This window comes from Glutamicibacter soli, from assembly GCF_052322135.1.
GTDB lineage: Bacteria > Actinomycetota > Actinomycetes > Actinomycetales > Micrococcaceae > Glutamicibacter > Glutamicibacter soli.
In genome coordinates this window covers 3,827,864-3,847,387 of record NZ_CM125969.1, presented here as the reverse complement: position 1 = coordinate 3,847,387, position 19,524 = coordinate 3,827,864, and the positions used below count along the sequence as shown (strand labels likewise).

Annotated in this window: 15 protein-coding genes; 3 read left to right on the top strand and 12 right to left on the bottom strand. The window is 61.9% G+C overall.

The window, feature by feature from the left end:
• Window positions 1-2,464: 2,464 nt before the first annotated feature.
• Window positions 2,465-2,878 carry a hypothetical protein gene (locus tag ACTX90_RS18235; RefSeq protein ID WP_443442657.1) on the top strand — a complete coding sequence of 138 codons (414 nt, stop codon included), beginning with the start codon at window positions 2,465-2,467 and terminating at the stop codon, window positions 2,876-2,878.
• A 133-nt stretch (window positions 2,879-3,011) separates the two neighbouring features.
• Here the strand turns inward: ACTX90_RS18235 and trxA are convergent, their stop codons facing one another.
• The 5 genes from trxA to ACTX90_RS18210 all read right to left on the bottom strand — a co-directional run bounded on the left by trxA (window position 3,012) and on the right by ACTX90_RS18210 (window position 8,503).
• Complete coding sequence (trxA, locus tag ACTX90_RS18230) at window positions 3,012-3,335, bottom strand: thioredoxin (RefSeq protein ID WP_047120561.1); 324 nt, start codon at window positions 3,333-3,335, stop codon at window positions 3,012-3,014.
• A 24-nt stretch (window positions 3,336-3,359) separates the two neighbouring features.
• A complete protein-coding gene (gene trxB / locus ACTX90_RS18225) occupies window positions 3,360-4,328 on the bottom strand; it encodes a thioredoxin-disulfide reductase (protein ID WP_047120560.1) in 969 nt (322 codons plus the stop codon).
• Window positions 4,329-4,428: 100 nt separating this feature from the next.
• Window positions 4,429-6,093: a hypothetical protein gene (locus ACTX90_RS18220; RefSeq protein ID WP_443442656.1), complete on the bottom strand. Its 1,665-nt coding sequence runs from the start codon at window positions 6,091-6,093 to the stop codon at window positions 4,429-4,431.
• A 129-nt stretch (window positions 6,094-6,222) separates the two neighbouring features.
• Entirely contained in the window at window positions 6,223-7,980 is a 1,758-nt protein-coding gene (gene murJ / locus ACTX90_RS18215; protein ID WP_443442655.1) for a murein biosynthesis integral membrane protein MurJ, read from the bottom strand.
• Window positions 7,964-8,503 (bottom strand): NUDIX domain-containing protein, encoded by a 540-nt coding sequence (locus tag ACTX90_RS18210; RefSeq protein WP_047120557.1) that lies wholly within the window; start codon window positions 8,501-8,503, stop codon window positions 7,964-7,966. Before ACTX90_RS18210 ends, murJ begins: the two co-directional genes overlap by 17 nt.
• Window positions 8,504-8,627: 124 nt before the next feature.
• Between ACTX90_RS18210 and ACTX90_RS18205 the strand changes: the two genes are divergently transcribed.
• Window positions 8,628-10,076 (top strand): CCA tRNA nucleotidyltransferase, encoded by a 1,449-nt coding sequence (locus ACTX90_RS18205; RefSeq protein WP_443442654.1) that lies wholly within the window; start codon window positions 8,628-8,630, stop codon window positions 10,074-10,076.
• Window positions 10,077-10,661: 585 nt separating this feature from the next.
• A complete protein-coding gene (locus tag ACTX90_RS18200; protein ID WP_272926284.1) occupies window positions 10,662-10,784 on the top strand; it encodes a hypothetical protein in 123 nt (40 codons plus the stop codon).
• A 249-nt stretch (window positions 10,785-11,033) separates the two neighbouring features.
• Here ACTX90_RS18200 and ACTX90_RS18195 read toward each other — a convergent pair whose 3' ends face one another.
• The 7 genes from ACTX90_RS18195 to ACTX90_RS18165 form a co-directional block, all read right to left on the bottom strand.
• A complete protein-coding gene (locus ACTX90_RS18195; protein ID WP_053799275.1) occupies window positions 11,034-12,119 on the bottom strand; it encodes an inositol-3-phosphate synthase in 1,086 nt (361 codons plus the stop codon).
• 295 nt (window positions 12,120-12,414) lie between these two features.
• Entirely contained in the window at window positions 12,415-13,653 is a 1,239-nt protein-coding gene (locus ACTX90_RS18190) for a DUF6716 putative glycosyltransferase (RefSeq protein WP_113607278.1), read from the bottom strand.
• Between the two features lies 1 nt (window position 13,654).
• A complete protein-coding gene (locus ACTX90_RS18185; RefSeq protein WP_113607396.1) occupies window positions 13,655-14,671 on the bottom strand; it encodes a hypothetical protein in 1,017 nt (338 codons plus the stop codon).
• Window positions 14,672-14,706: 35 nt separating this feature from the next.
• Window positions 14,707-16,059: a polysialyltransferase family glycosyltransferase gene (locus ACTX90_RS18180; protein ID WP_113607279.1), complete on the bottom strand. Its 1,353-nt coding sequence runs from the start codon at window positions 16,057-16,059 to the stop codon at window positions 14,707-14,709.
• Window positions 16,056-17,054 (bottom strand): glycosyltransferase family 2 protein, encoded by a 999-nt coding sequence (locus ACTX90_RS18175; protein WP_424678579.1) that lies wholly within the window; start codon window positions 17,052-17,054, stop codon window positions 16,056-16,058. Before ACTX90_RS18175 ends, ACTX90_RS18180 begins: the two co-directional genes overlap by 4 nt.
• A gap of 102 nt (window positions 17,055-17,156) precedes the next feature.
• Window positions 17,157-18,050: an N-acetylneuraminate synthase family protein gene (locus ACTX90_RS18170; protein ID WP_443442653.1), complete on the bottom strand. Its 894-nt coding sequence runs from the start codon at window positions 18,048-18,050 to the stop codon at window positions 17,157-17,159.
• A gap of 11 nt (window positions 18,051-18,061) precedes the next feature.
• Window positions 18,062-19,258 carry a cytidylyltransferase domain-containing protein gene (locus ACTX90_RS18165; RefSeq protein WP_443442652.1) on the bottom strand — a complete coding sequence of 399 codons (1,197 nt, stop codon included), beginning with the start codon at window positions 19,256-19,258 and terminating at the stop codon, window positions 18,062-18,064.
• Window positions 19,259-19,524: the final 266 nt, after the last annotated feature.

The window sequence follows — 19,524 nt, the reverse complement described above, 5'->3', positions numbered from 1 at the left end:
ACCTAAAACCAGAATGTGCAGTGCATGATTGCCGCTAAAGTGATTCCGGGTGGAGGCCTATCAATTGCCCGGATCGTCGAGCGGGCATCGCCTGCTGAATTCGCCCGACTCGATAATTATCGTGCCCATGCTTCTTCGAGGAAAAGACCATGAAGACTGCAACGTGGTGCCGATCGCATTGCTTGTACGGGTTCGTTCTTGAGTTTGGCAGTTTCTAATACGAAAGTGATGCCACCGAATCTTGATGTTGGGTCGGGGAACGACTTTAGATATGAGCTTCGGTGGCCAGGCGGGTGCTGATTTGAGATGGACTATGAACAGAAGGAACGAAGCCAGAACGGTCTAGATCGGATCTACTTGCCATGCATATTTGAACCCCAACGTATCCCGTTCGTGCTCAATAGTTTTGCCCTCAATGTTCCTTGTCGCACGCACAGGCTCGTGAAGAGCGATCTGCGACGCCTGAGTGCTTCAGCAGCTGTTCCACTGGCAATGGAGTCTGAAATGCCGGCAGAAAGGCACACAGGCAAGCTGAGGCAGCTGCTGCGGAAGTCGACCTACGTGGAGCTCTCCGTTGTTATTCCTGTGGGTAATTTCCGGATTCCATTCGATTCGGCATCATTTTTTGGTTCGGTCAAAGATAGGGGAATTCTGCTTCAAGGAGTAGACGGTACCTATGGTCCATGCGGCTGGCTTCGGCTGTGTACGGTAGGTCAAGTCCGTGGGACGAATGCTTCCACACTGAACGGTCTTGCTCACCGGAGGTCATAAGATTGGATCTTTCCGAGCGGCCACTAATGACTGTAAGCTGGTTGCCCTCTGCTATGCAAGGGATCTGCAAGCCACCATGCGGCTGGCTCCGCGACGTCTTCGCAGCTGCGGTGGTATTGGCGACTGCACCCGACGGCAACGCGTGAGGAGGGACCCAGCAGCTTGCCGGCGGCTGCGTAGCCTTGAGGGGCCGATGGACTGCCCCTGAAACGATGTCTTTGAATGTCGGTAGCGGGACGGAGTTGGGGCTCGTGATTTTGCCTGCGCAGTACGTGAAGCTTGTGAGGCGTCCCCGGCGCGGTTTGCACATGCAGTTCGTCTCGACACCCTTCTTTAAGGGATCGGGGGAGCGGTTGACCTTCGCCGGGCCACTCCTAATCCCCGTGGCATTCACTCGCGCTGCTCGGCACTGGCCACTGTTCCGAACGCAGGCTCTCTGTCGTTGTTGGGAGCAGAGCATGTTTCACGTGAAACAACGCGGCGAAGTGCCAGTGCAGGCTAGCCCTCGGCGCGAAGTTTCACGTGGAACATCACCAGTGCTGTAGCACCGGTCTGTTTCGACTCATGTTTCACGTGAAACAGATCCACGGAAGCAGCTTCGTCGAGTGTAGGCCTCATGCACCAATAGGGTATCGTGCGCGATCATGTTTCACGTGAAACAGTACATGGGGAATGGCCTGTCGGTGGGAACGAAAAGGGGTCCGGTCAACACGCACAGATGCATTCGACTCGCTCCTGCGAACACTTGAAATATGTGAATGATGCGAAGTGCGAGCGTCAATCAGGGGAGTGGGCAGTATCCGAAGAAACGCGTATCTGCAGCCCAGTCTACGAGTCGCAGAACGCAGGACAACCATGAACTACCTCCTGGCGGCGTAAAGCCACACGCCTGGGCTGCAGAGAGGAATGGGTGGTATTCGCGAGCATGAATGCCATGCCAATGGCTAGAAACGCCTTTCAGCAGTGAGCCGTGAATTAGTACAGCGAACGAATCCACCTACTCCAACTGCACCACTGTCGCTGCGAGTATGCCAGCGTGCTGAAGAGGAACTCAACGACGATTTCGATATTTCGCAGTGACGACTATGTTCGAGCAGCAGGTAGGAACTTGCGTCCGGTTGAATAGATTGATTGATGAAAGGTGCCGGCAAGGTGGCTATGCGGGTGCCGTTGAGCCTGGAATTGCAACGGTGTTGGCGACAGGTGCCGGAACCCCCATGGGGCGCTGGCCAGGGATGCAAGTGCGTTCGCGTTTATTGAGGAGAACAGCGAAGGACTAGCAAGTTTTCACTTCGGGGCGGCCGTGAACTCTTGGGCGGCAATTGTCTTTACCAAAAATGCTGTGTGCTGATGAAGCCTGCATTCTGCACGCGTCGCCGGGCCAGAACAAATCTTTGCCACCGCTCGACGGGCGCATCGGGCAATCTTCGGTCCGACGAGCTGCGGGGTGCCAAGTATGTGAACTCGGCGTTGAGTCATCAGGTACCGACGCAATTACGCTGAGGATTCCAGGCTTGGCCGCGCCATGAATGACTAAGCTTCGGTAGCGCATGCTCAACGTTAACAAGTTCCGGGTGCAGAACGATTTCGTCTTGCCGACTGAAGAGTTCCCGCTTTCTTTCAATTGTGTTCCAGCGATATGGGGTGGTGCAGGTTGGCTGTCGAGGCCGGCGCAACGGCTTAGTGTGGTTGGATGAAGTCGTTAGCTGGTGTACGGGCCGGCCTTGGAGCCTCGGATCATTGCCGCCGGGAATGGCGGCAGGAAGGCATTGATACGGATCGTTCACGTCGCTGGACGGGGCATCGTCTCAACGTGATGGGAATTGATAGCTCGCGGCCTCCAGTACTATCCGATCCAGCGCAATCGGCATCCTGCCGGTTCGCGACCAGAACATTGCGATTCTCGTGGATTCGGTTACCTGAGTATCGCAGCCGACGACCAGAACGTCCTGCGCAACTGACGGATGAAGTTCTGGCCGCCTTTGGTGAAAGCCTGCCCCAACCGCTTACGGTTATGAACAGTTGGCAGGACACCAACGCGAGCTCCACGAACATTTTGGTGTCGCTGAATCAAAAACAATCGCATGAATATGTTTATCTGCAATGATGCGCAGAACGCGTCCAGGATCGAACACCATGTCGACTCTAACAAGAGGTAGGGGCAGTTGCGAACCCTTTGAACAAAAAAGTGGTGCGGCGGGAACAAATCCCGCCGCACCACTCAAGATGCCGAGTACTGGCTACAGGTAGGCTGCAAATTCCTTCTCGATGACAGCCTTAGGCTTGGCACCCAAGGAGGACGCTACGTGCTCGCCGTTCTGGAACACGAACATGGCCGGAATGGAAGTAATCCCGTACTTGGCGGAAAGTGCCTGGTTCTCGTCGATGTTCAGCTTAACGACGGTGACCTTTTCAGCGTGCTCTTCAGCGATCTGGTCCAGGATCGGGCCGAGCTGGCGGCATGGACCGCACCATTCTGCCCAGAAGTCCACGATGACCGGCTTGTCGGATTCCAGAACCTCTGCCTGGAACGTTGCTTCGGTAACTGCTTTAGCGTTGCTCATGAGATGCAACCCCTTTCTGAGGAATTAGTTTGCGGCTTCTGCCGGGGTCTTGACGTTGGCCAGGAAGTGCTCGACATCCTGCGCTGCTGCGCAGCCGGAGCCGGCAGCAGTGATGGCCTGACGGTAGGTGGAGTCGATGACGTCGCCTGCGGCGAACACGCCTGGCAGCGAAGTCTTGGAGCTGCGTCCGTCGACGGCGATGGTGCCCTCTGCAGTTAGCTCAAGCTGGTTCTTGACCAGATCCACGCGAGGGTCGTTACCGATGGCTACGAAGACGCCGGTGACGTCCAAGGTGGACTCTTCTCCGGTGTTACGGTTCTTGACAACCAGCCCGTTGACCTTGTCCTCGCCGTTGATGCCGACAACCTCGGAGTCCCAGACGAACTCGATCTTCTCGTGCGCCAGGGCACGGTCAGCCATGATCTTGGAAGCGCGCAGTTCGCTGCGGCGGTGCACGACGATGACCTTGGAAGCGAACTTGGTCAGGAACAGCGCCTCTTCCATGGCTGAGTCGCCACCGCCGATCACGGCGATGGTCTGTTCGCGGAAGAAGAAGCCATCGCAGGTAGCGCACCAGGAAACGCCGTGTCCGGACAGGCGCTTCTCGTCCGCCAGTCCCAGCTCGCGGTAAGCGGATCCGGTGGAAACGATGATGGCACGGGCACGGTACACAGTGCCGTCGGCCAGCGAGAGGGTCTTGATCTCGCCCTCGAGATTCATCTCGGTCACATCGTCGAAGAGGATCTCGGCGCCGAAGCGCTCAGCCTGCTGCTGCATGTTGTCCATCAGGTCCGGGCCCATGATGCCCTGCGGGAAGCCCGGGAAGTTCTCCACGTCCGTGGTGTTCATCAGCTCGCCACCGGCGGTTACGGAACCTGCAATCACCAGGGGATTCAGGTTTGCTCGCGCGGTGTAGATCGCAGCGGTGTAACCGGCAGGGCCGGAACCCACGATGATTACGTCGCGGATTTCATCGTTCTGTACTGAAGTCACGGGGGTAGAACCCTTTCATTCTTATAATGCGAGGTGGATAGCGAGGGCTTACCTCACTATCCACCTCAACGCATTGCTTTGGTAAAAAATTCCGCGCGTGTTACTTGGCGGAGAACTCGCCGATCTGCAGGCCGTACGGACGATCAGGATTGGCTCCCGAGGCCCGCCGAGGCAGATCGGTGACATTCAGGAAGATGTACTGGCCTTCCATGAAGTCCTTGTCCCCATCCTTGACCGGTACGGTGACCGACGGCCCGGAGAAGGAACCCTTGGCCACGGACGTGGCGCTGCCCAGATCATCCGAGCTGCCCACGAGAATTTCGTAGGCGCCACCGGTGGCGTTCAGGCCGTCCAGCGAGATCTCGGAAACAGCCGACTTCTCTTCAAGTTCGAGGATGAAAACCATGTTCGAGGCGAATCCGCCGAAGTTTCCTGTGGTGTACGAGAAGGACTTGTAGCTGCTCGAGGCGTTGCCGTCAGTCATCTTCGACAAGGTATCGTCGGTTGCCGAGTTCAATTCCTGGTTGCCCGGAACCAGTCGTGAGACGTCGGCGATGGCCGGTGCCGGCAGCGATGGAGCCTCGGATTCCTCAGGGGTCTTGGACTCACCCGGGGTGGTTGGAGCTTCGCTGGTGGTCGTGGCGCCGTTGTTTTCGGCCACGTTGTCCTTGTCGCCACCCAGGAAGTTGAAGGCGAAGACCACACCGATGACCAGGACGATCGCCAGTACGGCGCCGACCAGCAGGCGGGTGCCGCGTGAGGTGCTCTCCTCGTCGTCCACCTGCTCGACGTCCTGATTCTGCACCGGGGCGTTCTTGGCCGCTGCCGGGAAGGTTGAGGCCTTGGATGCAGCAGCACCGGCTGCGACGCCGGCAGCCGCCGCTGCGGCCTTCTTCTTGGCGTCGTTCGAGGCGGCGGCAGGCTTGGGCTGCTGGGCCTTAGGCTGCTGCTTCTGCTGCTGGGGCCTGGATTCTTCAGGTTTGGTCTTGGAAGCCTGGCCCTTGGACTGTGCCGCGGCGGCCAAGGCAGCTGTCGCGGTGACGTTGGGCTCGTCCTTGTCATCCAGCCGGGTCACCTTCGGCTTGGAAGCCCCGGGCTGCGCCGGAGCCATCGGAGTGGCGGCAGTCGGAGGCACCTGGGCGTTGGGAGCGGTCTGGTCGTCGGCTTCTGCCGGCGCCTCAGCCTGCTGGTAGTCGTCCTGCTGGTAGTCCGAGTCGTCGTAGACGTCCTCGGCAGGCTGCTGGTTCTTCTTGCCGAAGCGGTTCTTGAAACCGGCGAAACCGTTGGACAGCGCGGTGCCGACCTTGCCCTGCTGCTCGGGAGCGTCCTCGTAGCGCAGGTTCTCGTAGTACTCGGCGTCGTCTTCGTAAGTCTGGGGGACGGATTGGCGTGATTCGCCGAAGATCTCGGTGCCCAGGGTATCGGTGAAGAACGGTTCTACGTACGGGGCGTCGTCCGTTTCCAGCACCAGGTCCAGCATGTCCGAGGAGCGGGCCACGTTGGCGACCAAATAGGTCTGATTCGAATCGGTGATGCCCAAATCCAGGACCTGGACGTTGGCCGTGCGTTCGCCCATGGCGATTTCACGGGCGCTGGTGGCCAGCTGGGAGGAATTGTGAACCGATGCCACCATGATGCTCACCGCGCGGTTGAGCACCTGATCGATGCCGCTCAGGACCAGATCGCCTTCTGCGGACGACAAGACGGTCTCGGTGACCTGGTAACGGCCGCTGAGAACGGAGCCGACATCGATTGGCTGCGACACGTGCATCTCCAAGGGGTTGGTTTGCGGTTCGATGGCAGTGAGGCACCGCCATCTGCCATGTTACCTGCCGAGGTCCGTGGATTGGTGCCTATTCGGGCAGAATCACCGTGGTTCTTCGCGGTGTCTGCGCTACCGCTTGAGTCCCGGGATTCGGCGCAGCAGGGGGCCCAGGAACCCGTCCAGTTCAGGAACCTTGGTCTTGTAGAGCAAACCGATGAAGACCACGGCCATGACGCCGCCCACGACGACCACCGTGATGATGGCGGTGATCAGCGAGTCGTAGGCGAATCCGAAGTTGAAACCGCCCATGAGCCACAGCACCAGACAGCCCACCAGGGCTGAAACGGTGGCCATCCAGCCGATGCGCACGTAGGTGTCGATGACCCCGGTGACGCCGTAGTCGCCGTACCGGCATTTGACCAGGTAGTGCGTGCCGATCGCGCCGAGCACGTTGGTCAGGCCGTAGATGAACGCGATGGCGGAGGCGATGTGCAGCGGGTCGACCACGGCGGCCGCGGTGAACGCGAGCACCAGGCCCAGGGCGGCGGTGGCCGTCTGGATCAGCATCGGGGTGCGGGTGTCCTCGTCGGCGAAGAACACGCGCAGCATGAAGAACTGCAGGGACTTGAACGGCAGGCCCAGCGCGGTCAGCACCAGCAGCTGGCCCAGCGCACCGGCGGCCTGCGCGGCGTATTCGGAGTTGCCGGCGAACAGGCGTCCCAGCGGGCCGGCGAGCACGATGAAGACCAGCGTGCAGAAGACGATGGGAATCGCGGTCGAACGCATGCCCTGGCTGAGCAGGCCGCCGACGTCCTTGCGGCGGTTCTCGTGGAAGGCGCGGGTGAAGTCATTGAACAGCACGGTGGCGACGGTCAGCGCGAACAGCGAGTGCGGCAGCACGGTGATCAGCTGCGAGGTGTTCAGCGCGTACTCGCCGGCCACGGAGGCAGCCTGTTCGGGAGGCAGCTCGGTACGCGCCGCGGTCGCGGCGGAGACGATCTTTGAGTACAGCAGCGAGGAGACGTTGCCGATGACCATGGCGGCCAAGGTCCAGATGGCCAGCTTGCCCACGTGTCGCAGTCCCATGCCGCGCCAAGAGAAATCGAGCTTGAGCTTCAGCCCGGTCTTCTTCAGGGGCCACAGCAGCACAACCGACTGCATCACGATGCCCAACGTCGCTCCGCCGGCCAGCCAGATGGTTTTGCCGGTGGTCCAGGTATCCATCGGGTCGCCGGAGGAGTAGGCACCGAAGGTGATGATGAATGCGCCGATGACCAGTAGCTGGATGATGTTGTTGACCGCAGGGGCCCACATGAACGCCGCGAACCTGCCGTTGGCGTTGAGCACCTGGCCGAGCACCGCGTACAGGCCGTAGAAGAAGACCTGCGGCAGCGACCAGTAGGCGAAGGCCGTGCCCAGCACGATCATCGGCTCGGTCCAGTTGTGGGTCAATGCCACGATCAGGGGCCTGGCGCACAGCGTGAGGATCACGGCCATCGCGCCCATGACGACCATCGTGAGGGTGATGAGCTTGGAGGTGTAGGCGGCGCCCCGGTCCGCGGCCTTGGAGGCCTTGATCAGCTGTGGGATCAGCACCACGTTGAAGATGCCGCCGGCCAGCAGCATGAAGATGATCGTCGGGATGACGTTCGCCTTCTCGAAGATGTCCGCCACCGAGGTCACCGAGCCAATGGCCATGGCCAGCAGCGCCGTGCGCACGAAGCCCAGGATTCGGGACACCAGGGTGCCCGAGGCCATCAGGGCATAGACCTTCGACCTGGAACCGCCGGAGGCGGCCGGGGTCTTGGCTGCCGGTTCGGGAACCATTTCCAAAGCTCCGGTTACCGGGTGGTCGGAGCCCTGAAAGGAATTAGGAACCTGAGACATACTTCGTTAGAACCTCGCGTGCCAGTTCTGCAATCCGGCGCTCATTGGGGAAGGACAGGCGTTTGCCCAGGGCATCGAGCGGCACCCAGGCAACATCCACGGCTTCGTGATCGGGATCGTTCTCGATGGTCAGATGCCCGCCGGTGGCTTCCAGTAGGAAATGGTGCACGGTCTTGTGCACCCGATAATTCGTCACGGTGAACCAGTAGTCAACCGAACCTAGGGGTGCGAGGATCTGCCCGGCGATGCCGGTTTCCTCCTCGATTTCGCGGATGGCCGCTTCCTCGTTGGTTTCTTCGCCTTCCGGGTGGCCCTTGGGCAGGCACCATTCAAGGCGTCCGCCACGGTTGTAGCGCGCGATGATCGCCACCGGAAAATCCGGTTTCTCGAAGTCGATGACGATGCCTCCGGAGGAGACTTCCTCGACGGTTGGCAGACTCGTGTGACCGCCAGTTGCCTGCGCGCGGGCCATTGACGCAGTCAACGGCGTGCGCTTTGGGGCAGACGGGATCGGTCGGTTCATGAATCCACTCTATCTAGAAAGTGCCCTCCTTCGCCTTATCGACGTGGGCAAGTAAGTGATCTCGCTGGCAATGTCACTGATTTTTGAAGCAAACTCGCGGGATTTCTGGCACGCTTAAGGAACTATGCATGCACTCCCCACTCATGACGCGCTGCGTCAAATCCTGCCTTCGGTCATTTTTGAGCTCGCCGACCGATTCGTCCGGGCAGGTCATGAGCTATCCCTGGTGGGCGGTCCGGTCCGCGACCTGTACCTTGGCAGGGTTTCGCCCGATCTCGACTTCACCACCAGCGCACGGCCCGAGGAAACCTTGAAGATTGTTTCCGGCTGGGCGGACAATACCTGGGATGTGGGTCGGGAGTTCGGCACCATCGCCTTCAAGAAGGGCGAGCACACCCTTGAGGTCACGACCTACCGCGCTGATGCCTATGACAAGGATTCCCGCAAGCCGGTGGTGGCCTTTGGCGACAACCTGCATGATGACCTTTTCCGCCGCGACTTCACCATGAATGCCATGGCGCTGCGCCTGCCGGAGCTGGAGCTGGTTGACCCATTTGACGGCGTCTCGTCGCTGACCGACCAGCAGATCCGCACTCCCGGTTCGCCGGACATCTCCTTCTCCGACGATCCGCTGCGCATGATGCGCGCGGCACGTTTCGCCTCGCAGCTGAAGATCGAAGTGAGCCCGGAAGTACGTCGGGCCATGAGCGAAATGACCGATCGCATCGAGATCATCTCCGCCGAGCGCGTGCGCGATGAGCTGGTCAAGCTGATCAACGGAGCGGATCCCCGCGCGGGCATCGATCTGCTGGTGGATACCGGCCTTGCCGATCGTGTTCTGCCCGAGGTCTCTGCCCTGCGTCTGGAAATCGACGAACACCACCGCCACAAGGATGTGTACCAGCATTCGCTGACGGTGCTCGAGCAGGCCGTGGAACTTGAAACGGATGCGGAAGGCGCTGTGCCCGGTCCGGACTTCATTCTGCGCTTCGCCGCGCTCATGCACGACGTGGGAAAGCCGGCGACCCGGAAGTTCGAGCCTAGCGGCGCAGTATCTTTCCGCCATCACGACATGGTTGGCTCCAAGCTGGTCAAGGCGCGCATGCGCGCCCTGCGTTTCGACAAGGACACCACCAAGGCGGTGGCTCGCCTGGTCGAGCTGCACATGCGATTCTACGGCTACGGAGACGCCGGATGGACCGACTCGGCGGTGCGCCGCTACGTGACGGATGCCGGCAGTCTGCTGGAGCGGCTACACCGGCTGACCCGCTCGGACGTCACGACGCGCAACCGGAGGAAGGCAGAACGGCTCGCCTTCGCCTACGACGACCTCGAGGCGCGTATCGCTGCCATTGCCGAGCAGGAAGAGCTTGATTCGATCCGCCCGGACTTGGGCGGCGAACAGATCATGGCTATCCTCGGAATTCGCCCGGGCCCGGTAGTAGGCCGAGCCTACAAGTTCATGCTGAACCTGCGTCTTGACGAAGGCGTGCTGGGTGAGGAAATCGCCAGCGAGCGACTGCGCCAATGGTGGGCGCAGCAGCCGGAGTCCCAACCGAGCATTACTGAATAGTAGCGTCTGACTAGTTTGATAACGGAGAGCCTGATTCCCTGCGGGAAATCAGGCTCTCCGTGTTCCCAGCTGAAATTTGCTTAAATAAAATATTGAAATAGCTGGCGTAGGTGCATTTGCCCATGTATGCTGAATACTGTGATTGGGAAGTCTCAATGAGAATTCCGAATCGAAAAGTTATCCAAATACAGTCTCGCGTTGAACGCGATTGACTCAGAGCAGATTTTAGGAGGTGGGACACGATGAATATGAATCAGACCTTTGTGACCGATCGCCCGGTGCGATCCGGCAATGGCATTTCTGCGCCCAATGGCCATCGCTTCGTCTCCCCAACCTCCGGAACAGCGGATTCCTAAAATCATCTAGGCATCACGACATAGTTCCTGAGGTTGAAAGTCAGTAATCGACTCACACCTTAGGAACTTTTTTCATGTCTGCTCCACTTTTCGCCACGGCAGCCCAACGCGCAGTTCGGACCTCGGAACTAATCTTCGCTGGACCGGAAAGCCTGAAGGCTCGTGCAATCTCTACAACCCGTCAAGATCTTCCTTCACCTCTGACCATGCGCGAAGGGAGGGAAAGCAAATGACAAGACGCCAGGACAAGCGCAAGAACAAATACCTTGATAGCGCCGAATTCAGCCGTAACATGCGCCAGCGTGAGTTGAAGAACCACGTGCCGCCAGAAATGTACTTCCGCATTCGATAAGTACTGATAGCGCCATTACCGTTATCAGCACCATCGAACCAAGGAGTACGTTATGAACTCGCCGATCAATTCTCAGAGGCCCGCCGGCCTGCAAGCCGGCGGGCTTCCCGCATTAATGGATAGATGCGGATGGCCGTCGGAATCGGAACGAACAAGGCCCCATCTCGGATTTGAATCAAATACTGCGGCAACAACAACAGCCGGTGCTGAAATCAAGGATTTCAGCACCGGCTGTTGAATTGGCGAAGCTTAGCGCTCGACGTCTCCGCGGATGAAGGCTTCGACCTTCTGGCGGGCGCTCTCGTCGTCGTACTGCTCTGGTGGCGACTTCATGAAGTAGCTGGATGCCGACAGGATCGGTCCGCCGATACCGCGGTCCAGCGCGATCTTGGCGGCGCGCACGGCGTCGATGATGACACCAGCGGAGTTCGGGGAATCCCAGACCTCCAGCTTGTATTCGAGATTGACCGGGGCATCGCCGAAGTTGCGGCCCTCGAGGCGCACGAATGCCCACTTGCGGTCGTCAAGCCAAGCAACATAGTCCGACGGGCCGATGTGCACGTCGTCCTCGCCCAGTTCGGCCGAGGTGTTGGAGGTGACGGCCTGGGTCTTGGAGATCTTCTTGGATTCCAGGCGATCGCGCTCGAGCATGTTCTTGAAGTCCATGTTGCCGCCGACGTTGAGCTGGTAGGTGCGGTCGAGCACCACGCCGCGGTCTTCGAACAGCTTGGCCATCACACGGTGCGTGATGGTGGCGCCGATCTGGGACTTGATGTCGTCGCCCACGATCGGAACGCCTGCATCAGTGAACTTCTGGGCCCACTCCGGGGTACCTGCGATGAACACCGGCAGGGCGTTGACAAAGGCAACGCCAGCGTCAATGGCGCACTGTGCGTAGAACTTCGCGGCCTGCTCGGATCCAACCGGCAGGTAGCAGACCAGCACGTCGACCTTGTCGTCCTTCAGGGTCTGGACAACATCGACCGGCTCGGATGCCGATTCTTCAATGGTCTGGCGGTAGTACTTGCCCAGGCCGTCTAGGGTGTGGCCGCGCTTGACGGTCACGCCAGTGGTGGGGACATCGGCAATCTTGATGGTGTTGTTCTCGCTGGCGAGAATTGCCTCGGACAGATCGAGGCCGACCTTCTTGGCGTCGACATCAAAGGCGCTGACGAACTGCACGTCGCCGACGTGGTATTCGCCGAACTGCACATGCATCAAACCGGGAACGGTGGAATCTGCATCGGCATTCCGGTAGTACTCGACACCTTGGATAAGTGAAGTGGCGCAGTTGCCTACGCCAACGATGGCAACGCGAATCGGGTTCGCCGACACATGAACTCCTTATTGAAATGTATAAACCTCCGGGCAACTGGGCGCGCAGAAGACGCGGCACAGAGATATGCCCCTATTGATCTTAAGTCCTCGGGGCCCGGAAACATTCCCGGAAATGCCGGTAAATGCAGTAGTTGGCGCTCGAATGTCCGAATACGGGCTTGATTCGAGCAATGCAAGGATTGCCCATGACATTAGATAACTGGCATTTTGTACAGGTGTGTAAATCTTTTAGATAATGACAATGACCATGTTGTCAGCGATAGATAACTATCAGTATCAAAACGAATTTTGCTCATGACGAAGACTTGAGGTCTTGCCGGCCATCGTTGTTCAGGAATCTTCTAATTTTCTGCAGTATGCGCACTACGGGCGTGGGAAGCGCTGTGCGCAGCCGCTGACGCATCGGCTGGTTCCTGACCAACGCAAGAATTTCAGCGTCGGTCACCAGCCGGCCTTGACGGGCCTGATAAGCCAAGATCGACATCGACTCGTGAACACTGCCGTCCATCCGGTGGAAATAATTCTCCCTTAACCAGGCCTTGGCGGGAACCGGGAAATTGAGAGCTTCGAGCTCATCCATGGTGCCGAGAATGTTCGATCCGCGGAAAACCTCATTGATCATCTGTTCGTTCACACCGAAATCCGAAAGGATCATTGTTGGCAGTCCTCGATCCAATGACTCGAGCGCGGCAGTCGACGATACTGTCACTAGCGCGCTGCCGGGCGTCAGCGCGTTGGACATTGTGCCGGTTTCGAATCTCAGGTGGGAATGAGGCCCCAGCCTGCCGGCGGCCTGAAGCTCGTCGCAGAGCTGATCATAGGGGAATGCTTCAAGATGCGTCTGCGGTTCTCCTGCGCGGGCCCGCAACTTGACGACCACTTCGAGACCTGGGTTCAGCCGTGCGGCCCGCTCGAGGGCCAGCAGGATTTTTTCGCGATCTTCTCGGGTGTAGGGAACTTTTGCCTGCGGAGCGAAAACGACCCTCCGGATCTCGCCATGGGTCACCGGCGGGAACCCGGCCGAATACAGGAATGGCAGCTTGCTGACCATGATGGTCGGATGGTGACCCGGCTGTTCCTCCGTCATGAACGAGAAATCCCGGGCCTCGGCGTGCGAATGGCAGATGAACGCATCCCCGGCGCGGCGGTAGTTCCATCCCTTCGCAGTAGCCGGGTAGGCGACACCGGGGAGCGCGGAGACCAAGGCGGTACGGCGCGCCTGCGCCGGCTCCGAGCGCAGGATCCGCGAATAGGCTTCGGCGACCACCGGCCCGGTGGCCGCGGCGAACACGATGTCCTCGGGGATCGAATCCGCATTCAGCTGATGCAGCGTCATGAATTGCAGGTCTCGCTGGTCCAAGCTCGTTCCGGCGAACGCCGCGGCAATCTGTTCCTCGGTAGGCATCACCGGTGTGCGAACCAGGGCAACCCGACGGTCCCACGCAGGGCCGAGCCGGTCCAGGAAAGTCACTGCCAGCTTCAGGTAGGAATCAGAATCGGCGATGGCGAGAATGGATGGATTCACGAACATGTCAAACCTTCAAAGAGCTGGAAAGGTGTTCGCGCAGCGGCACCGGGGTTGACTCAGTCCACCATGATTCCGGGACTGCTTGGGGATAGAGCTGCCGCGCGTCATTGCCCAGCAGCAGGCGCAGGGACGGGATGACTGTCGAAGGCAGTGCGCGGATTTCCTGGCCGGGACGCAGCACACGCAACCGCATCTCGATCGGAACCGTGTGCTGCTTGGGCACAACGTTCCTGATCTGGCTGATCTTCTCCAGGAATTCTGCGGTTTCGCGGCGGTGCGGAAAATACGCGACCGGACCGTCTGCGGCGATGGACTTGATCCATTGGAGATAGGGCTCCTCATGGATCAGGCCGTCGGCCGCCATGGCGGAGCCTATCAGCAGCGTCGGCTCGGTGAAGCGTTCGGCCACCGGCTGGGTCGAAAGCCATTCGAACTTATGCTGCGCAAATTTGATGCCCAGCTCGGCCATGCGGCGCTGGGTGTCGGGGGAGACCAGCAGCGCGGAGACGATCAGCAACCGGCCCTCGCGGGCCAGCTGGCGCAGCCGATGCCACATGGCCAGGCCCATGGCGGTGCGCGCGGCGGAATTCCTGGCACGAGCGCGGACCAGTGGGGCTGGTTCCTCGGCCACCAGCTGGTTGATCAATGCCAACGTGGCCAGGCCGTCGTCGATGATGACAACTTCCTTGGCTTTCACCCCGGCCAGCAGCGCGCGCTGGACCTTGCCCGAGTAGGCGTCCCCGGCGACGAAACGGTCGGTGGAGGACTTCGGCGCCGGCGGCTTCCGCGCAGCCTGCACGAATTCCACACCGGCCGGCGCCTGGGCCAACAGGGCCTGAGTCGTGGCTTCCAACGGCATACCCTGCCGCGGCACGATGCGCACCTCATGGCCCAGCAGGCCGGCCGCGTGGGTCTCCACCGCGGAGAGCAGCTGCAGCGGGGACTCCACCCAAACCGAGGCCGCGCCGAAGCGCGGGCGCGGCACCTCGGAAGTGTCGTGGCGGGACAGATTAATGGACATGGAACGGGAGAATCCTTCGCTGCGGACGGCGACGGTCATTGGGCCAGGCGGCTCAGCGACTTGGACAAGGAATCCAGCCCCTTGGAGCCGCGGCGCAGCACGTGGCGCGAGGCCCCGCGGACCTTCGAGGGCAGGCTACGGCGGGCCGGCAGATGGGCCCAGAGCGGCGGGAGCCCCAGCTTGGTGATCCGGCGGCGCTTGAAATGCGCCGAGAACTCGGCATAGTGCTCTTCCAGGAAGGCCGACGCTTGATCACGCAGGTGCGGGACCCGGGCCGACTGCATGCAGAAGGAAACCGCGGCCAGCAACCTCGAGAGCATGTCCTGCCCGGCCAAGTCCCCGCTGTCCCGGGGGACCGGCAGGTCTTGGACGAACAAGGCATGGATGATCGACAGCGGGATCCGGTTCGAGTTCTCGTACGGCGCCAGCGCCTGCAACATCATGCCGGTGCCCACGGCGCGCACCTCGGTATCCAGGATGTAGCGGGCGGTGGCCAGGCCCGTGGAGAAGCAGGAGACCACCAGCTGCGGCCGGGCCAGCGCGATCACGGTTTCGGCCAGGTGGTCGGTGCGCAGCAGCCGGAATTCAAGCCCCAGGTCCGCGGCGGCCTGGGCCAGCCGGACTGCGGCAGTGGGGCTGGCCGAGGGGTGGGCCTTGAACAGCACGGTGTCCAGCCCCGCGGCGCCGACCTCGCGCAGCATCTGCAGGTGCAGCTCGAATTCCTCCTCGGAATCCAGCAGCCCCAGCGAGCCGAGGTACTGCCCGAGCACCAGCGCCGCGCCCTGCGGCAGCTCGAGTCTTGCCTGCGCGGCCAGCTGCTCGAACACGACGGCCAGCGCGGAGGCTGGCAGCACCTCGCGCAGCGGGTTCAGCTCGGCCAGCAGCGCCGGCTCGAGCCCCGGCACCAGGTCCACGTGCAGGGTGCGGGTGATGCGCTGGCGCAGCGGCATGGCCAGGCGGTTGCGGGTGGGCCCGTAGGACATCAGCCCGTCCGAGTGCACCCAGATCTCCGCGTCGAAGAAGATCCTGGCCAGCGCCTGTGACGGGTTGACCTGGATGGATTCCAGCACCAGCAGCAACGGCTCGTCGTCCAGGTCCCAGGCGTCGCGCAGCAGCCGCTCGAAGACCATCAGCTCGTCCTCGCGCGGGTTGAACTGCGCGGGGCGGCGCGGGGCCATCAGCTGCGCGTAGTCGACCACGCGGTCGAAGCGCGCGGCGAGCTGCTCGAAGCCGGGGGAGTCCTGCAAGGGTGTGGTCAGCTCCGGCACCTGGGAGCCGTTGGCCAGCACCAGGATGCGCTCGTCAGCGGCCGGGAGCAGGCCTGCATCGGCCATGGCGGCCAGGGAAGCGAGCTGGAAATAGCTGCTGGCCTCGACTAATGCGATCACTTGGCGGCTCCGATCGTTCCGGGCTGCAGGAAGGAGAGGATATGGCGGCGGCGGGCCACATCCATCTCGAGCGCTACCTGCAGGGCGGACTGCGGGTCGATCGAGGTGAAGACCTGGCGCAGCTGCTGCTTCATGGCCAGCCGCACGGCCGGCGGGTAGTGCTTGGCGCGCTTCTCGTGGTGGCAGACGATCGCGAAGAACTGGCGCAGCGCCTTGGGCAGATGGCGCTCGGCGTCCGGGTGGCTGCGCACGGCGGCCAGAATCCGCTCGTAGGCGGGGATGAACCCGAGCTGACGTTCGTCGAATACCTGGGTCAGCGAACCGGGCAGCCCGCGGCGGTAGAACACGCTGGGGGAGGAGACCACGGCATAGCGTGTGGTGCCCAGGTGCACCTTCCACAGCCACAGCCGGTCCTCGGCGCTGCTCAGGTCCGCGTCGAAGTAGAACAGGCCGCGCTGGCGCATCAGCTCGGTGCGGTACATGCCCGCCCAGACGAACGCGTAGTCGACCATGGAGGGCGAATCGATCGGCTCGATGTCGTCCGCCGGATTCAGCGGCATGCCGCGCAACGCCTGCGGGGCGCGGTGGATGACCCGGTTGGTGCCGGTGACGCGCACGTGGTCGCTGCGCACGAAGTCCACGTGCAGCCCGGTCAGCGCGTCGGCCAGCACGGCCAGGTGCTCGGGGCTGTACCAGTCGTCGGGATCCAGGAAGGTGAAATACTCGCCGGTCGCCAGCTGCAGCCCGGCGTTGCGGGCCGCGGAAACCCCTGCATTCTGCGACAGCCGGACCAGCCGCAATCTGGGCAGCGAGTCGTTGAAGCTTTCCACCAGCGCGGCGGTTGCATCGGTGGAGGCATCGTCCACCACCAGCACCTCGAGGTCCCAGCGGCCCAGCTTCTGCCGGGCCAGCGAGGCCAGCGCATCGCAGATGTACGCCTCCTGGTTGTAGGCCGGGATGACCACGGAGATGCGGCCGGGGGTCAAGCTCGTCATTGCTGCTCGGCTTCCTTGTGTTCGGTGCTGGTGGAGGTGGATAACACCTAAGCGGCCGGACCGGGATGGTCCGGCCGCCGGGGACTGCGGTGCGGGAACTGCCTAGCCGTCCACGCGGCGCAGGCGGGACAGCGGGGCCAGCTCGCCCGGGAAGACCTTCTTCACGCCGTCGCCCATGGCTTCTTCCAGGATGCGGATGTCGCGGATCAGCGAGGCGAAGCCCTTCGGCTCGAGGCTGGAGGCCTGGTCCGAGCCCCACATGGTGCGGTCAAGGGTGATGTGGCGTTCCACGGTCACCGCGCCCAGGGCGACGGCTGCCAGCGAGATCTGCAGGCCGCGCTCGTGGCCCGAATAGCCCACCGGCACCTGGTAGCGGTCGCGCAGGGTCTCGATCATGCGCAGGTTGGCCTCTTCCGGAGGCAGCGGGTAGGTGCTGGTGGCGTGCATCAGCACCAGGTTGCTGGTGCCCAGGGTCTCCACCGCCTTGTCGATCTGCTCGATGGTGGACATGCCGGTGGACAGGATGATCGGCTTGCCGGTTTCGCGCAGGGCGGTGAGCAGCTCGACATCGGTGACCGAGGCGGAGGCGACCTTGTGGGTCACCGCGCCCTGCTCCTCCATGAATTCGACGGACGGGACGTCCCATGGGGAGGCGAAGGCGTGCAGGCCCTGGGACGCGGCGTAGGAGATCAGCTCCTTGTACTGCGCGGCGTCGAACTCCACGCGGTAGCGGTAGTCCAGGTAGGTCATCTCGCCCCACGGGGTGGAGCGGATCTTGTCGCGCATGTCCAGCGGGGTGGAGATCTCCGGGGTGCGCTTCTGGAACTTCACCGCGTTGGCGCCGGCCTCGGCGGAGATGTCGATCAGCTGCTTGGCGATCTCCAAGTCGCCGTTGTGGTTGATGCCGATCTCGCCGATCACGTAGACCTGCTGTCCTGCGCCGAGCAGGTTCTCGCCGATGGCTACCGGCTTGATGTCAGTGGTAATCGAGGTCATGGTACTGCCTTTCAGTGGGTGAAATGTGTAAATTCTTGGGTTGCCGCACCGGTTTCGGCGCGGGCTGCGAGCACCAGCTCGGCCAGTTCCCGCACCGCTCCGTGCCCGCCGTTGCGGGCCAGGGTCAGCCGGGCTGCCTGGGCCACCTGCGGCTGGGCGTCTGCCACGGCCACCGGCCAGCCGACCAGGGACATGGCGCCCAGGTCGTTCACGTCGTTGCCGACGTAGGCCACGCGGGCCGGGTTGATGGATTCGTCGGCCAGCCAGCGGGCCAGGTATTCGGCCTTGTTATCGATGCCGTGCGCCACCTCGACCTTCAGCTTGGCGGCGCGGGCCGCGACCACGGGGTTCGCTTCCTTGGACAGGATCAGGAACTTCACCCCGGCGGCGCGCAGCCGGGCGACGCCCATGCCGTCCGAGCGGGATACCCGCACGGCTTCGGTGCCGAACTGGTCGACGTAGGCGGTGTCTTCGGTGTGCACCCCATCGAAATCGGTGACCACCGCGTCCACCAGCACCGGGTCAAGATGCTGTTCCTCCTGCAGGGAGGCCAGCAGCAGGTCCGCTTCGGTGTCGATGTCGATCCCGTGCTCGGCAGGGACTTGATGCACCGCTACACGTCCGAAGAAGCGGTGGTTCGCGGCCAGGAAGCCTTTCGAGTCCATGGCGTAGAACGCGCCGGTTTCGCGGAAGCGCGGTTCGCGGTCCTGCCGGCGGGGCCTGACGGACATGTCGTGGCCTACCGCTTGGGCGAGCCCAGCGGCATCCAGCGACCAGTGGAAGCCGTGGTCGGCGACGGCGGCGAAGCTGACGTCCAGTTCGCCGCGCAGCACCCGGTTGACCGCCGCGTCCAGATCCGCCGGATCGATGAACGGGCTGGTGCATTGGATGAAGACGGTGGCCTGCGGCAGGTCCGGTTCGCGTTCAAGCACGTGGACCAGGACCGATTCGCTGGTGGCGGTGTCGCCGGCGATTTCTGCCGGGCGGTCCACCACGCGGGCCCCGTAGGCCAAGGCTTCGGCCTTGATCCCGGGATGGTCGGTGCTCACCACAACATCGCTGACTGAGGCTGCGGCCTGGGCGGATTCGATGGCGCGTCCCAGCAGGGACTTGCCGTGGATCCGGCGGAGGTTCTTAAGCTCGATGCCCTTGGATCCTCCCCGTGCGGGGATGATGGCCAGGACCTGCGGCTGATTGGTGTTGCTCACGAATTCGACGTTAAACACCCGAGTTAACCACACGGGTGCGCTGAGGTAAACGCAGGGTGAAGTGCGGGTTTAATTACCTGTTGGTTCCCTGGAGGCCTTGCCGTCCCCTCTTCGGTGCCATGTCTCCGGACCTTCCGGGGGCCTGGCCGCACCGGGGAATCCGTCGGGGTATTTCGCGGCCCCGCATCGGCGCGTGGACCGCGGCGGCCGTAATTTTGTGAACCCAAGTGATGAAACATGGGCTGGCGGCACCGTTCAAATAGGCC

What these genes read in the sequence shown, in the direction of transcription:
- ACTX90_RS18185 (WP_113607396.1), bottom strand. Translation starts at nt 14,671, where the DNA reads ATGTCCATTAATCTGTCCCGCCACGACACTTCCGAGGTGCCGCGCCCG.
- murJ (WP_443442655.1), bottom strand. Translation starts at nt 7,980, where the DNA reads ATGTCTCAGGTTCCTAATTCCTTTCAGGGCTCCGACCACCCGGTAACC.
- ACTX90_RS18205 (WP_443442654.1), top strand. Translation starts at nt 8,628, where the DNA reads ATGCATGCACTCCCCACTCATGACGCGCTGCGTCAAATCCTGCCTTCG.
- ACTX90_RS18190 (WP_113607278.1), bottom strand. Translation starts at nt 13,653, where the DNA reads ATGTTCGTGAATCCATCCATTCTCGCCATCGCCGATTCTGATTCCTAC.
- ACTX90_RS18210 (WP_047120557.1), bottom strand. Translation starts at nt 8,503, where the DNA reads ATGAACCGACCGATCCCGTCTGCCCCAAAGCGCACGCCGTTGACTGCG.
- ACTX90_RS18170 (WP_443442653.1), bottom strand. Translation starts at nt 18,050, where the DNA reads ATGACCTCGATTACCACTGACATCAAGCCGGTAGCCATCGGCGAGAAC.
- trxA (WP_047120561.1), bottom strand. Translation starts at nt 3,335, where the DNA reads ATGAGCAACGCTAAAGCAGTTACCGAAGCAACGTTCCAGGCAGAGGTT.
- ACTX90_RS18200 (WP_272926284.1), top strand. Translation starts at nt 10,662, where the DNA reads ATGACAAGACGCCAGGACAAGCGCAAGAACAAATACCTTGATAGCGCC.
- ACTX90_RS18175 (WP_424678579.1), bottom strand. Translation starts at nt 17,054, where the DNA reads ATGACGAGCTTGACCCCCGGCCGCATCTCCGTGGTCATCCCGGCCTAC.
- ACTX90_RS18235 (WP_443442657.1), top strand. Translation starts at nt 2,465, where the DNA reads ATGAAGTCGTTAGCTGGTGTACGGGCCGGCCTTGGAGCCTCGGATCAT.